The 14,537-nt window shown below is 50.7% G+C and carries 11 protein-coding genes; 1 reads left to right on the top strand and 10 read right to left on the bottom strand.

What is annotated here, in order from left to right; all coding sequences use genetic code 11:
* Window positions 1-34 precede the first annotated feature (34 nt).
* The 9 genes from ACP39K_RS10025 to galU (ACP39K_RS09985) form a co-directional block, all read right to left on the bottom strand.
* Complete coding sequence (locus tag ACP39K_RS10025) at window positions 35-541, bottom strand: acyltransferase (RefSeq protein WP_071525944.1); 507 nt, start codon at window positions 539-541, stop codon at window positions 35-37.
* The gene (locus tag ACP39K_RS10020) at window positions 535-1,776 is read right to left on the bottom strand and encodes an oligosaccharide flippase family protein (protein WP_089184394.1); all 1,242 of its coding nucleotides are present in this window, start codon (window positions 1,774-1,776) and stop codon (window positions 535-537) included. Before ACP39K_RS10020 ends, ACP39K_RS10025 begins: the two co-directional genes overlap by 7 nt.
* Complete coding sequence (locus ACP39K_RS10015; RefSeq protein ID WP_016928430.1) at window positions 1,777-4,017, bottom strand: N-acetylneuraminate synthase family protein; 2,241 nt, start codon at window positions 4,015-4,017, stop codon at window positions 1,777-1,779.
* A gap of 3 nt (window positions 4,018-4,020) precedes the next feature.
* A complete protein-coding gene (locus tag ACP39K_RS10010; protein WP_016928431.1) occupies window positions 4,021-4,710 on the bottom strand; it encodes an acylneuraminate cytidylyltransferase family protein in 690 nt (229 codons plus the stop codon).
* A gap of 87 nt (window positions 4,711-4,797) precedes the next feature.
* On the bottom strand, window positions 4,798-6,945 hold the full coding sequence (wzc, locus tag ACP39K_RS10005; protein ID WP_028127952.1) for a tyrosine-protein kinase Wzc: 2,148 nt from the start codon (window positions 6,943-6,945) through the stop codon (window positions 4,798-4,800).
* 12 nt (window positions 6,946-6,957) lie between these two features.
* A complete protein-coding gene (locus ACP39K_RS10000; RefSeq protein WP_016928433.1) occupies window positions 6,958-7,392 on the bottom strand; it encodes an arsenate reductase/protein-tyrosine-phosphatase family protein in 435 nt (144 codons plus the stop codon).
* Window positions 7,393-7,406: 14 nt separating this feature from the next.
* The gene (locus tag ACP39K_RS09995) at window positions 7,407-8,543 is read right to left on the bottom strand and encodes a polysaccharide export protein (protein WP_089184393.1); all 1,137 of its coding nucleotides are present in this window, start codon (window positions 8,541-8,543) and stop codon (window positions 7,407-7,409) included.
* Window positions 8,544-8,991: 448 nt separating this feature from the next.
* Window positions 8,992-9,885, bottom strand: a complete 894-nt coding sequence (gene galU / locus ACP39K_RS09990; RefSeq protein ID WP_016928435.1) for a UTP--glucose-1-phosphate uridylyltransferase GalU — start codon at window positions 9,883-9,885, stop codon at window positions 8,992-8,994.
* A gap of 53 nt (window positions 9,886-9,938) precedes the next feature.
* On the bottom strand, window positions 9,939-10,835 hold the full coding sequence (galU, locus tag ACP39K_RS09985; protein WP_497008466.1) for a UTP--glucose-1-phosphate uridylyltransferase GalU: 897 nt from the start codon (window positions 10,833-10,835) through the stop codon (window positions 9,939-9,941).
* Between the two features lie 611 nt (window positions 10,836-11,446).
* Here galU (ACP39K_RS09985) and ACP39K_RS09980 point away from each other — a divergent pair.
* Window positions 11,447-13,030, top strand: coding sequence for a TerC family protein (locus ACP39K_RS09980; protein ID WP_016928437.1), 1,584 nt, complete (start codon window positions 11,447-11,449; stop codon window positions 13,028-13,030).
* Window positions 13,031-13,061: 31 nt separating this feature from the next.
* Here the strand turns inward: ACP39K_RS09980 and dcuC are convergent, their stop codons facing one another.
* Window positions 13,062-14,414 carry an anaerobic C4-dicarboxylate transporter DcuC gene (gene dcuC, locus ACP39K_RS09975; protein WP_033640874.1) on the bottom strand — a complete coding sequence of 451 codons (1,353 nt, stop codon included), beginning with the start codon at window positions 14,412-14,414 and terminating at the stop codon, window positions 13,062-13,064.
* Between the last annotated feature and the right edge of the window lie 123 nt (window positions 14,415-14,537).

Genomic DNA, 14,537 nt, shown 5'->3' with positions numbered 1-14,537 from the left:
GATTAAGCTACGGGCATGAATGTTTAGTTGCCGTTCAATGGAATTTGCCTTCAGCTTTAAGCTGCAGATAATGAGCAACATCACGTTGTGAAAAGGGTTTGGCAGGATGGCCACCGGCTATAGCGTAAGGCTCTATATTTTTAACCACCACGCTACCGGCTTGGATAATCGCCCCCTCACCAATGCTGACGCCAGGAAGAACAATGACATTGATTCCTAACCACACATTATCTCCTATGTGCGTGTCCTTCAGCACATAAGTATTATCGTAGGGAATAGCGTTTCCATGATGATTATGATTTTCTGTAATTAGCACACAGCCAAAACCACAATGGAAATTATCACCAATAACAACCCTGCCCTTGCCGACCACCGTCAAGCCATTAGAATTGAAGTTGTTGCCAAGCCGGGTTTTGTTATTAACCACAGTTAAAAAATTGACTTTCGGATCGCGGCCGCAGCTTTCAGCCACTCTGATAACTTTTGAGCGATAACGCTGCTTACGTAAGTTTCGCAACCATCGCTTAAGACTTGCTAGCATCTTTTCCTCTCAATGCTGATCTGTCGCTTGCCACAATAAAAAGTCACTGCACATGCATAAAAACTGGAAATTGCATATACCAGGCAGAAATACTCAACTTTTATTTCCGTCATGGTGATGACAAAGATACCAATCAAATGCGTAATCATCGAGCCCATAGTAATAATCGATATTAATTTATTTTTACGATAGTAAAACAGTGAGTGCGTAAAAATATAATAAATCGATAAAAATGCAGTTCCAGGCAAAAGTATGTTGAAGTAATAAATTGCGCTATTGAATTCAGCATTAAATAAATATGGAAAAGCAAACGGCAGAATAAAGAAATAAATAACACATGAGACAATAACCAGAGCCGTGTATCCATATTGAATAAGCTCCACGCCTCGAAAATCGTTCGCTTTAAGTTTGCGGTAAATAAATGGCTGGAACGCCTGATTGATTACACCAAAAAAAAGCATAACGATGGAGGTTAGCTGGAATGCCAAGCCATAAACCCCCACAACAGCAGTGCTCATGTAATGAGCGATAAAGAAACGATCTACCGATGACTTAATCCAATAACTACCGTGATGCGGTAATAAGGATACCCCATAGCTAATGATTTCCTTATAACGTTTACGCGACGGCTCGAGCTCGCTGCGTTTAACCGCTCTCTTCCGGTAGACAAAGAACTCATAGGCTAACTGAATGCTGAAAAATGATGCCGCGATCGCTATCAAACGTTGTCCTGGCGTCGCCGCTATCATTTCAAAAAGGGCGATCGTGAACAAAACATTGAATGCGGAAAGCAAAAATTGACCGATAGCCGCAACTTTATAAGTCTGACTAATGCGCAAATGCGATAAATTGATAAAGTTCAGCGCTTGTGCCAGAGAAGCTAAAACAACCAGAAAACCATCACTGAAAGAAACTGAGATCTTGGTGACAAGTGTGACTATGTAGAATATAGCCACCAATAGCACGCTCGACGCGACAGCCAAGGTGATGTTATCTCTGCGGAACACCAGGGAGCTCCCTTCCCCCTCCTGCATATATTTGACCGGCAACAGACCTTGACCACTGAACGAAATGAAAATGATCAAGATCTGAATAACGGACAAATACAGAGTCAGCGCGCCGTACCCCGACGCGCCAAGGTGTGCTGTCAAATAAGGCAATATGATGAAGCCGATGACTTTGCCGAGAATATCCCCTATCGACAAAGCCGCAGCCCCCATAATGGCTTTACTCATTTACAGATACTTTTCCAGGAAGTTAAGCGCATGCCAGAACCCTTCCCCTTGGTTTTTGTGCCCCTGCCACACTTCCGGAATAAACTGCGCGCCCGGCGCATAGCGGCGCAGATCATCCGCCAGCTCGTCAAAGTTCACATCACCTTTACCGATCTGAACCCCTTCACCATCCACACCCAGTGCATCAACAATATGCATGTGCGCGGTATAAGGGCCGACTTTCTGGGTGAAGTCATGAAGATCCCATTGGTAATAATTGCAAGCCATCATGGAGTGCGACGTATCATAGCAAATACGATAGCCGTATTTTTCACAGAACGCTTTAATCTCGTCCGGATCGACAAAGAGGTTGTGGTAGCTCTGGCCACCAAAGTGCCATGGGAATGGAGGCATCGTTTGGATGATAATTTCAACGCCTTCTTGATTGATCTCCCCCAAAGCGGCACCAATACGTTCGTACATCGCCTGACGCGACTCTTTCGGCAAGAAACCGGTGGTATTGAAACCACCCGCATTCACCACGATGACCGGACGCTCAGTTTTCGGGAAATACTGCTTTAATGCGCGAGTCACATCACAGACACGCTGCAACTGTTTGATCGAATGGGCAAGATAAGCAGGATCATCCGTTGCCAAGTCCAAAATATGATCGTTGGCGAACAACTCTGGGCTATGTACCGCAAAACCGATATCTTCAGCGCCGGAGAAGAATTCGGTCAAATCCAGCTCCATGTCCTGATAGCTCAGGTGGAATTCGACGAAATCCAGGTTGGATTTATTCTTCAGCTTGCCGTAATCGTGATAGCGCACAGGAATGCCGAACGGACGATTGAAGTCATAGTCCTTAGCCTCTATCGCTACATCATTCAGATCTGACTCGTAGAAGTAACCGCCTTTTTCGTGGTCACGATTGGCTTTCTTCCCGACCAATTGCTCCAGATACAGAGGCTGCAGACCCTGGCCCGGGCTCTTCACCTCTACCATCTCGCGGGTAATGATTTCGCCTTTTTTCAGATCGCGATTGATAATCAAACTCTTCGCCAGAGTTTCGCGATTGATCATTTCCCCTTGGGTGATAGTACGCTCGCCGGCATTGCCCATGGACTCTTCAACTTCGCGGATGCGCACAACCATCTCTTTGAACTCAGGTGGTAAAAGAGACACTTTATGGTCATTGCCTTCCATAGATTTGTCGATGGTGAAGTGTTTCTCGATCACGCGTGCGCCCAAGGCAGTAACGGCGATCGGCACGGAAATACCGCGCTCATGGCCGGAATAGCCCACCAGGCAACCCGTTACCTGCTGCAGACGCTTGATATAGGCCAGGTTGACGTCTTTAAACGGCGTCGGATACGTTGAGTTGCAATGCAGAATCACAAACTCGGCGCCTTTGGATTTCAAAAAATCAACCGAGCTTTTGATTTCCGCTTCGCTGCACATGCCGGTAGAACAAATCAGCGGTTTGCCTGTAGCAGCCAGCGCGGCCAACATTTCGTGGTTGGTGAAGTCGGCGGAAGCGACCTTATAACCTTCCATACCGTAGTTTTCCAGTATTTCAAGGCTCTTCAGATCCCAAGGGGTACATAGCGGGGTCAACCCCTTCTCCTTGCAGTAATCGAACACTTCGATCAGTTCTTCATTGCTCAACTGGAATTTTCTTAGCAAATCCAGCGTGTACTGCGCGCCAAGATCGGCTGATTTGTCTTTATCGTTGCCGCCCTTATATAGCGAGCTCAGGTCACGCATTTGGAATTTAACGCAATCGGCCCCCGCGTCAACCGCCAGGTCAACCAGATGCTTAGCCAACTTGATGTCGCCATTATGGTTGTTGCCAATTTCAGCAATAATGTAAGTCGGCGAAGTTTCAGTGATGGTGTGCTTGCCGATCGTCAGGCCTTTTTCGCTTTGCAGCGCCACAGCGACCAGACGCCGATAGTCATCAACCAGCGGCAATACGTCAACGCCATTCGTAAACAGTGAGTCAATCTCGTTACGTGGCGCGTCCACTTTTTTATAGCGAACGTTCTGGTTCATCACTTCTGACATTTCGCGACTCAGATCGAAATCACCATTAGTGATCCAGCGGCGGAAATCACCGTCAGAAAAAGAGCCGCACAGCTTGCCGTCTTCAGTGACAACAAAAATGATTCGCTTTTTGTTCGAGTTGATTTTTTCTAATGCTTTAATGATTGATTCTGTTTCAAACACTAAAAAATCAGATATCTTTTTCTGGATTAACATGAATTATCTCCCACTCCAATTTTTCAAAATTACTTCAACAACCGCCCAATCCAGCAGGGTGTCAATTTCAAAGCTTTCCTCTTCAGACATCTTATGCGCAATGACTTTACCGCCAAGACGATTACCGGTGCTGAGGAGAATGTCACTTCTCGTAACGTAAATAGAACCGTTTTCTTTGAGTTTGATATTTTCAGGCTTAATATCTTGCCGACGCGGACGGTTTAAATAATCGTAATAAGCTTTCGGATTGTCTTCGTTTTCCCACAGGAAATGCCAAAACTCACATACACTCAGTAATGAATCGGCTTTTTTTTCGATAATCTTTTTGATTGCAGAATCAATCGCATCATCTTTACGTACAGGAGAGGTTGCCTGCAGCAAGACGGTATAGTCTGGATGGTAATTCTCATGTTCAGCCAACCATTCCAGGGTATGCAAAAGTGCAGGTTCCGTCGCGGCGGTATCGTTCGCGAGATGAGCTGGGCGCATGAACGGCACTTCTGCGCCATATTCCCTGGCTACAGCAGCAATATCCTCACAATCTGTTGAAACAATAACGCGCTCAATACTCGAAGAATTTAATGCCTGCTCTATGCTCCAGGCAATTAATGGTTTACCTGCAATTTCTTTAATATTTTTCTTGGGAATACCCTTAGACCCACCCCTTGCCGGAATAATTGCAAGATTACTCATTTATTCTCTCCGAAATTGGATTTTACTAATTACTTTGAATGAATCAGAAAGCTCCTCATTACGAGGAGCTTTTTCTTAGAAGGGGATTTATTTATACTCGTAAGCGTAGTAGCCGTAGGCGCTACCCGATTTATTTTCTACGGCGTTAAGGATAATACCTTTAATTTCCATGCCGTTTTGCTCGAAGCGACGAATACTCACTTCGATCTCTTTCAGCGAGTTCACGCCATAACGCGCGACCAACAAGGTAGTGCCTACATTGCGTGCGACAATCGCGGCATCCGTCACCGCCAGGATCGGCGGGGTATCGACCAGAACGATGTCATACTCTTTGCCTGCCCATTCCAGGAATTCCGTCAGGCGGTTGTGCATCAACAGTTCTGACGGGTTCGGTGGGATCTTGCCACGCGAGATAAAGCTAAGATTCTCAATCGAGGTCTTTTTGACCGCTTGCTGCGCTGTCGCTTGTCCTGACAATACATCGGACAGCCCTACGCCCAATTCACAGTTTAACAGTGAGTGGGCGTAGCCTTTACGCATATCGGCGTCCACGACCAGAATACGTTGCCCCGCCTGAGCGATAACGGCTGCCAAGTTGATACTGACAAACGTTTTGCCGATGCTTGGGCTGGCGCCCGAAATCATTAGAACGTTATTTTTGGCCTCCAAGGAGGCAAAATGCAGGCTGGTACGCAGGCTTCTGACGGCTTCGATCGCCAGATCGGCCGGATTGCCCACGGCAAGCAGGGTGTAACTCCTGTTGCTATTGCGCTTGCCGGACAGCATGGTTTCGCGGTCACTTTTTTGCTGCCATTCAGACAGCGGAATACTGGCGTAAACGTTGATCCCTTGCTGTTCCAGCTGTTCCGGGCTTTCGATGCCGCGATGCAGCATGGTTTTAAGCAATACAAAACCCGTCGAGAACAAGCCACCCAGCAACGTGACTATCAGTACGATAATGGTTTTTTGCGGTTTAACCGGACGAGGCTGCGTAACGGCAGGATCCACGATTCGCACGTTACCAACCGTGCTCGCTTTAGTAATCCCCAGCTCTTGCTGTTTATTCAGCAACTGCATGTAAATCTCTTGCCCGGCCTGCACATCACGGGTCAAGCGCAAAATTTCCTGCTGGGTTTTCGGCATGACGCTGACACGCTTGTTCAGCTTGTCTTTTTCTTGCTGCAGCGTAGCGCGTTTTTCCATCAGTGCACGATAAGCGGGGTGTTCTTTGGTATAAAGCTTGGAGATTTCCGCTTCTTTAAACGTTAGCTCATTCAGTTGAGCCTCAACCCCCACGATCGTATCAAGAACAGACTTCGCTTCAAGTGACAGATCGACAGAATCATTCGCCTGACGGAAACGGTTGAGCTTATCTTCGGCGCTATCCAGCGAGCTGCGAACTTCCGGCAGTTGTTCTTTCAAGAAATCCAGGCTTTTAGCGGCCTCTTCCGATTTACGCTCGACGTTCTGCAACAGATAATTTTTGCTGATGCTGTCAAGAATGTTTCGCACTAATATCGGATCGTCACCGGTCAAGCTCAACGCCAAAACGCCGGTATCTTTGCCTTTGTCTTCAACGGTCAATGCATCCAACAGATTATTGGTCGCAACCAGTCGCGCCAACTTGGCGACTTCAAATACGGTGCCTGGCTCCGCTGAAATATCGCTTACCAGCAAGGAAACCCCATGGCCGCTTTCCAGCGCACCGACTTTCCCTTTGATAATCTCGGTGCCGTTATTGCTCAACACATAGTTCTTTGCGTCGATCACCGTCAATTCCAGCTCAAGATCGTCTGAGTTGGCTGGCACATTGAGGCGGGACAACGCAATTTTGGCAGGTTCGGTTCCCGTCAAGCGGGCCCAGCCGCGACCAAATACCGGGAAGTATTTTTGCTGCACCACCGTTTCAAGGTTCAGATCATCGACAGTCTTGCCCGTCACCATGCGTGACTTTATCAGCTCGATCTCCGTGGAAGAGCCCGGTTGACTGTTCGGCAGCATTTGGGATAGGTCGTTGACCAACGAGTTACCGACGTTTTGTTCAACCTGAACCATCGCGTCAGCTTGATATATCGGAGTCGCGAACAGTGAATAAATGATCCCGGCAACAGAGAATAACGCAGTAATCCCGATGATGAGCCAGCGGTGATCAATTAAAGTTCCCAACAAGCGACTTAGATCAATCTCATCATGATTATTGGCTGTTGATAAGCCTGGTTTCGTATTATCAGTCATTGTAATCTCTGGTTAACGATTTAATGCCTGGGCCCATTTTTGGGCTGCATCATCAAGAAGGCGGTAAACAAACTCAAACGCTTCAGCGCTCTTTCTGTAGGGATCGGGAATTTCTTTCTGTCCCAACCAATGGGCGAAAAGCATGGTTTTGCCTCTGACCTCCGGAGCCAAACGGCAAACGGCATCGATATGCCCTTTCTCCATAACCAGAATCAATGAATATTCCCGGCACATTTCTTTCGTCAACTGTCTGGCTTCATGGCCCTCTAACGACAGCTGATGTTTTTCCGCAATGGAAATAGCGCTCTTGTCCGCAGTTTTGCCAACTAAGGCGCCGATGCCTGCGGAAGCGATCTCTTTTTCCGGCAGATGCCGCTTCAAGAGACGCTCCCCCGTGGGGGAGCGGCAAATATTACCTACGCAGACAACCAAGATAGAATCAAACATGGCTAACCCCCCTACTACGGCCAGTTGCGGATACGCAGTGAGCCTTCCGTGAGATTGTTGAAGCTATCGATGGTTGGTGCCAACTGAACGATCAGACGGTTCCAACGCGCGATTGGCGCTGCCGTCACGTAAACAATGTCATACGGTTGCAGATGGAATTCAGCCCCCATCACCAATGCTGTCGCATCGGACATATTGAGCTGATAAATATTAGCCAGCTTGTTGCCCTGCGTTCCGTGCAACGGCCGGATAACGAACACGCCGGTCGCATCGGCCGCAGCTTGGCTTATCCCTTGAGAATTCCCCAACGCTTCCGTCAACGTCATGCCGCTGCGATCCATTTTAAGCGTCGCAGGGGTCTTAACTTCACCCATAACAAACACTTTAAGATCGTCGTTGCGCGGAATATACAGAATATCCCCCGGATAAAGCAGACGGTTTTGGGTCAGATCGCCATTCTGCATCAGCTTTTGCAGCGACAGACTCTGCTCTTTTCCATTGTGCGTGAGAACGATGTTGCGCCAGTCGGCATTTTCAGTCAGACCGCCTGCAGCGTTAATCGCATCCATCACAGTTAAAGGTACGTTGGTGATCGGCTGCTGTCCGGATTTGGTAACTTCGCCCGTCACGTAAGCTTTTTGCGAGCGGAAAGCGGCAATATTGACGTCAACCTGCGGGCTTTCGATGTACTGAGCCAAACGGGAGGCGATTTGATCGCGGATTTGGGTAACGGTTTTACCCACCACGTTTACCTTACCGATATAAGGATAGAAGATCGTGCCGTCGGAGTGTACCCAGTTGCCTGTGTCGCTGGCGCTGCGGTATTGCCCCGCAGGCGTGGTCAGCTCAGGGTGATCCCAGACGGTAACGTTAAGGACGTCGCCGATCCCGATCCGGTACTCATACGTACGCAACGATGCATCCAGCTGCGCATTCGACTGAGCAACCACCTGTGTCGGACGCATTGAGTCCAACAGCTTCGGTGTCATAGGGTAAATGTTGACCAGCTTATCGATATCGAAGTCAGCATCTTCTTGTTTTACGACGTCTTTTCCGCTGGTCGATAAATGGGTTCCAGGAAAAACAGTGCATCCACTGATTACGCTAATCGATATCAATAGTGATATCGCTTTCAATTGTCGTTTTGCCATCAAATTATCATCACTTTCAAGTAAATGTATCTGCAAAGCTACTATGCGCGCCAACCGTGGCAGCGTCTCTGTAACCTTATCAAACTGTCTGTCGCTTGCTGCGCCGTCTCAAAACATGGGCTCTGTTTGCAATTATCGAGAACGTTTATCTGCCGTTGATAAGAGCAAAGCTATTATGAGCAGGATAAATAAACTGTGATGCCCAGCACCGGTAAAAATCAGTGCGGAGGCGAGTTTAAACTTTAATTTTTTATTAATAACAGCGACTTGTCATAAGCACATGGCCATACCGCATAAAACTCTCTCGCCATAGCAACTCGGATAATCGCAGTAAAATGTATACTAATATAAAAAATGGGACAGTGAAATTCCCCAAAATTCAACAACTATTCTAGCTTCTCCCGCCATGATGGCAACGGCCCTCATCGAGAGAAGCGAGAAGTTTTACTCAAAGCGACAGCTGTTCAGCCCATTCACGGAAAGCTTTGCCTTGGGTTGGGTGCCGCAACCCATAAGTGACAAAAGCGCGAAGGTAACCCAGTTTTTCACCGCAGTTGAACGATTCCCCCACCAGCTCCGTCGCCTCTACCGGTTTGTGTTTCAACAATTCTGCAATCGCATCGGTCAGTTGAATACGCCCCCAGGCTCCCGGTTCCGTGGTCTCCAGCAGCGGCCAAATATCGGCAGACAAGACATAGCGCCCTACCGCAGAGTAGTTGGATTCCAACTTGGTTTCCGGCGCCGGTTTTTCAATAATCGATGTGATACGAGCACTTTCACCCGGTTTCAGGTTGCTGGCCTCACACTCAACCACGGAATAATCATGCAGTACGTGTTCGTCTGCCTTTTGCACCAAAACCTGGCTCAGGCCGCTCTGCTCAAAGCGCGCAATCATGTGTGACAGGTTGTCTTTCTTCAAGTCGGCTTTTGCGTCATCCAGCAAGATGTCCGGCAACAGAACGACAAATGGAGAATCACCGACCAACGGTTTAGCGCAGAGAACGGCATGTCCCAGTCCTTTTGGCTGCCCCTGGCGAATGTGCATCAGCGTCACGCCTTTTGGCGTTATCGACTGCACCTCATCCAGCAGTTGCCGTTTCACGCGTGCCTCCAGCATCGCCTCCAGCTCGAATGAGGTATCGAAATGGTTTTCAATGGCGTTCTTGGAAGAATGCGTCACCAGGATGATCTCTTTAATCCCCGCCGCGACGCATTCGTTGACAATGTATTGAATCAACGGTTTATCAACGATTGGCAACATCTCTTTCGGAATCGCTTTGGTCGCCGGCAGCATACGCATGCCCAATCCGGCAACGGGAATAACCGCTTTCAACTTCGTCATGGTAGACCTCATTCAATCTCGTGATCGCTTTCAGCCGCAGTGGCGACAGCCTGTTACTTTCCCAACGTCTGCTTCAACCAGCGGCTGAAATTTTCACCTTCCGAACCGTGACGCAGACCGTACTGCACAAACGCCTTCATATAGCCAAACTTGTCGCCACAATCATGGGACTTACCGCTCATATGGAATGCTTCAACCGTTTGTTCATCCATCAGCATCGCAATCGCATCGGTCAGTTGAATCTCATCACCCGCGCCGGGAGGGGTTTTCTCAAGTAGCGGCCAAATATCGGCGGCAAGCACATACCGGCCGACGACGGCCAGATTGGAAGGGGCATCCTCGCGGGCCGGCTTCTCAACCACCGCCGTCATCGGAGCGCTTTCTCCCGCGGCGATCGTCGCGCCTGCGCAATCTACCACACCGTATTTGGACACATCTTGTTCCGGCACAGGTTCAACCATGATTTGGCTGTAACCCGTATCACCAAAACGTTGGATCATTTTAGCCAGATTTTCTTTGCGCAAATCCGCCGTAGAATCATCCAATAAAACATCGGGCAACAGCACAACGAAAGGAGCATCACCCACCATTGGTTTGGCGCACAGCACCGCATGCCCCAGCCCTTTCGCCTGTCCTTGACGCACCTGCATCACGGTCACATCCGGGGGACAAATGCTTTGCACTTCACTCAGGAGTTGGCGCTTCACGCGCGCTTCGAGCATGGCCTCCAGCTCAAACGAAGTGTCAAAATGGTTTTCAATCGCGTTTTTCGATGAATGCGTGACCAATACGATATCTTTAATCCCCGCCGCCACGCATTCAGCAACAATGTACTGAATTAAGGGCTTATCGGCCACGGGCAACATTTCTTTAGGGATAGCCTTGGTCGCCGGCAACATACGGGTTCCCAAGCCCGCAACGGGGATCACTGCCTTAAGTCTTGTTTGCATTTTCATTCCAATTCATCGTAGCGCTGCATTCATCTGTGCAGCGTGAACAAGGGGATCCAATCGGGCACGCTACCGCCCTTGGCTTGCAGCTACCAAAGTACTGTTAATGACGCATCCCCCCACGTCATTGCATGAGCCAGGCAATTTTTATGCAAAGCGGCACTCATTCTTCGTTTGAACTGTCATGCTGTTCACAAAAAAATAAAAAAACCGGTGCCTTTATAACCAAACAATGTTAGTTACTGCCGTTATATGACTAAGATTCTTATACTAATGTCTAAGTGATACAAGCCTTAGATCCCCCCAGTCAGCCGTTTTCAGAATAAGACTACTCGTGCCGCATACCGATAAGAATCATAGCCAAAGAAAATTGTTTTAATGTTTTGATTTAAATAAATTTAATAAGGCGTTTCTTTTCTGAGCGCATGGCATCCCGGTAGATATTTGCTCCCCAGGCCCTTGATTCCTTTGGCCGCTCGGCGCCGATCGATGTTTACGGCAATCCTCCTGTTCTGAACCACATCCTCCCGATTAAAGTTGAATTTTGCCGCCTCAACGCCCATCATTCCCGTGCGGCATAAGCCGTAGAACTTACAGGTGAAATTGGGCGTATGGAATGGATCGCTGATCCAACAATTTGGGCCGGCCTGGCCACTTTGGTCGTGCTGGAAATCGTGCTGGGTATAGACAACCTTGTCTTCATCGCCATTCTGGCGGACAAATTACCAAAACAACAAAGAGATAAGGCCCGTGTCGTCGGTTTGTTGCTGGCGCTGGTCATGCGTCTGGCGCTGCTCGCCTCCATCTCGTGGCTGGCGACGCTGACCAAACCGATGTTCATCGTCGCGGAGCACCCCTTCAGCGGCCGCGATCTGATCATGCTGGTCGGCGGGATATTCCTGCTGTTCAAAGCCACCATGGAGCTGAACGAGCGGCTGGAAGGCAAGGACGAAGAGCAGCACGGCGCGCGCAAAGGCGCACGTTTCTGGCCGGTAGTGGCGCAGATCGTGGTGCTGGACGCCGTTTTCTCGCTCGACTCGGTGATCACCGCGGTGGGGATGGTCGATCACCTGGCGGTGATGATGATCGCGGTCTGTATCGCCATCGGCCTGATGCTGTTGGCCAGCAAACCGCTGACGCGCTTCGTCAACGCGCACCCGACTATCGTTATCCTGTGCCTGAGCTTCCTGCTGATGATTGGCTTTAGCCTGGTGGCGGAGGGCTTTGGCTATCACATTCCTAAAGGCTACCTCTACGCGGCGATCGGCTTCTCGGTCATGATCGAGGCGCTGAACCAGCTGGCGCAGTTCAATCGCCGTCGCTTCCTGTCGAAGGTGCGGCCGCTGCGTGAACGCACCGCCGAAGCGGTGCTGCGCATGCTGAGCGGCAAACATGAAGAAGCGGAAGTCGACAGCCATTCCGCCAACCTGCTGGCGGACAGCGACAGCGAAAACGGCGAGATCTTCAATCAGCAAGAGCGGCGCATGATCGAACGCGTACTCGGCATGGCGCAGCGCACGGTCAGTAGCATCATGACCTCGCGTCACGACGTCGAATACCTTGAGCTGAACGATCCGCAGGAAAAGCTGACGCAGTTGCTGGAACGTAATCAGCACACGCGCATCGTGGTGGTGGAAAGCAGCGCCAGCGACGAACCGCTGGGCGTGATCCACACCATCGACGTCCTCAAACAGCAACTGGCGCAGGCGCCGCTGGATCTGCGAGCGCTGATACGCCAACCGTTGATCTTCCCGGAGCAGCTCACGCTGTTAAGCGCCCTGGAGCAATTCCGCCAGGCGCAGACGCATTTTGCCTTTGTGGTCGATGAGTTCGGCTCCGTCGAAGGCGTCGTCACCCTGACGGACGTGATGGAAACCATCGCCGGCAACCTGCCGGAGGCCGGCGAAGAGGTGGACGCACGCCACGACATTCAGCAAAACGAGGACGGCAGCTGGACCGCCAACGGCTATATGCCGCTGGAAGATCTGGTGTTGTATCTGCCGATGCCGCTGGAAGAAAAGCGCGAATACCACACGCTGGCGGGGCTGTTGATGGAACACAGCCAGCGCGTGCCGCAAGAAGGAGAACAAATCAAGATCGGTGACTACCTGTTCGAACCATTGGAGGTCAACAGCCACCGCATCCTGAAAGTGAAGATCACCCCGCCGCCTCCACCGGAGGAGTACGAGGTTTAACATCGAGGCCGGGCATCGCCCGGCCTTCCTTTTACTGGGGAACCAGCAGCTCCGTCGCCACGATCACCACCACCAACCCGACAATTACCGGCACTGAAGTACGCTTCACCACATCAAACGGCGAGATTTTCGCCATGCCGGAGACCGCCACCACCACGCCGGAAACCGGCGACAGCGTACGGCCGAGATTAGAGGCCTGCAGCATCGGGATCACCAGATAGGCAGGATTCACGCCCATCTGTGCCGCCAGTTTCGGGATCAGTTCGACAAACGCATAGAACGGCGCATTGCCGGAGCCGGTGGTCATGGCCGCCAGCATGGTGATCACCACCAACACCAGCATCATGATCAAACCGCCGGTACCGAACGACTGCGCCAACCCGATCAACCCGCTGATAAAGCCGACGGTGCTCAACCCTTGCGCGAAGACACCCGCGGCCACCAACAGCATCACCACGCTGGCGAATGCATCCGCCATACCGCGATACGCCACTTCCAGGCCGCTGAATACCTGTTTGGCGCTGAAGCTGCGCACGAACTCGATCACTGCCGCCAACAGTATGCACCCTACCAGCACGGTAATAATGTGCAGCTCCGGCCCCCATTTGCCGTCGAAGATCAGCACGCCGAGGATCGGCGTAAACGGCAATATCGCGTAGAACCCCGGCGCATGCGTTTTTATTTCACTGACGTCCATGATGTGGTGCTGTTCATCACTCTTCTTATCGAGATAACGCTGCCAGAAAAAGTGCGCCACGGCCATGCAGACGATGGCCGCAATCGAGATAGGCAGCGTGGTTTTGAACGCGAAGTCCACCAGCGGCATTTCCGCCGCCTTGGCTGCCAGCACCACGTCGCCGGAAGTCGGCGCCAGGATAATCGCCGCCGGCGAAGCGCAAATGGCCGCCGCGGCGCCGCGGCTAATGCCAACGTTCACCATCAATGGGAACAGCGTCGCCATCAGCAATACGCCGAGTCCAGTCGCGGAAGAAACCGCCAATGACATCAGGCAAGCGACAAAATAGGCCGCCACCATCAGCAGGTAAGGCGAATTGATCATCTGCAATGGGCGCGAGGCCAGCTTGACGACCACGTCGTTGGCGCCGATATGCGTCATATAGGCGGCGAAACCGCACAGCATCATGATCATCATGCCCAGATCGCCGCCGCGGCTCATCAGCAAGATCTTGACGTACTCGATCATATCGGTCGCGCGCCAGCCGGTAGATGCGGCGCCGGACGGCAACAGCGTTTTCCCCATCAGGGCGCTGATGCCAAGCAGCAGCAGCCCTCCCACCATCAAGACGCCCGTGGCGGAATACCCTTTGATGATATAACGGCCCACGCCCGCCGCCACCGCCGCGCCAATAAGAAGCTCTATCATGTTTCCTCAACTCGTCATTTTTTCGCGCTCAGGCGCATAGTCATAGCAGAATGCGCCCTTACTCTGCACAAATTGATCGCGGGTCTTCATGACCTTCATCAAGGTAACGGAGGGAAATTATCG

This window comes from Serratia sp. EC4 (assembly GCF_059652115.1).
This window is presented reverse-complemented; position numbering and strand designations above follow the sequence as displayed.

What these genes read in the sequence shown, in the direction of transcription:
- ACP39K_RS10025 (WP_071525944.1), bottom strand. Translation starts at nt 541, where the DNA reads ATGCTAGCAAGTCTTAAGCGATGGTTGCGAAACTTACGTAAGCAGCGT.
- ACP39K_RS10020 (WP_089184394.1), bottom strand. Translation starts at nt 1,776, where the DNA reads ATGAGTAAAGCCATTATGGGGGCTGCGGCTTTGTCGATAGGGGATATT.
- ACP39K_RS10015 (WP_016928430.1), bottom strand. Translation starts at nt 4,017, where the DNA reads ATGTTAATCCAGAAAAAGATATCTGATTTTTTAGTGTTTGAAACAGAA.
- ACP39K_RS10010 (WP_016928431.1), bottom strand. Translation starts at nt 4,710, where the DNA reads ATGAGTAATCTTGCAATTATTCCGGCAAGGGGTGGGTCTAAGGGTATT.
- wzc (WP_028127952.1), bottom strand. Translation starts at nt 6,945, where the DNA reads ATGACTGATAATACGAAACCAGGCTTATCAACAGCCAATAATCATGAT.
- ACP39K_RS10000 (WP_016928433.1), bottom strand. Translation starts at nt 7,392, where the DNA reads ATGTTTGATTCTATCTTGGTTGTCTGCGTAGGTAATATTTGCCGCTCC.
- ACP39K_RS09995 (WP_089184393.1), bottom strand. Translation starts at nt 8,543, where the DNA reads ATGGCAAAACGACAATTGAAAGCGATATCACTATTGATATCGATTAGC.
- galU (WP_016928435.1), bottom strand. Translation starts at nt 9,885, where the DNA reads ATGACGAAGTTGAAAGCGGTTATTCCCGTTGCCGGATTGGGCATGCGT.
- galU (WP_497008466.1), bottom strand. Translation starts at nt 10,835, where the DNA reads ATGCAAACAAGACTTAAGGCAGTGATCCCCGTTGCGGGCTTGGGAACC.
- ACP39K_RS09980 (WP_016928437.1), top strand. Translation starts at nt 11,447, where the DNA reads ATGGAATGGATCGCTGATCCAACAATTTGGGCCGGCCTGGCCACTTTG.
- dcuC (WP_033640874.1), bottom strand. Translation starts at nt 14,414, where the DNA reads ATGATAGAGCTTCTTATTGGCGCGGCGGTGGCGGCGGGCGTGGGCCGT.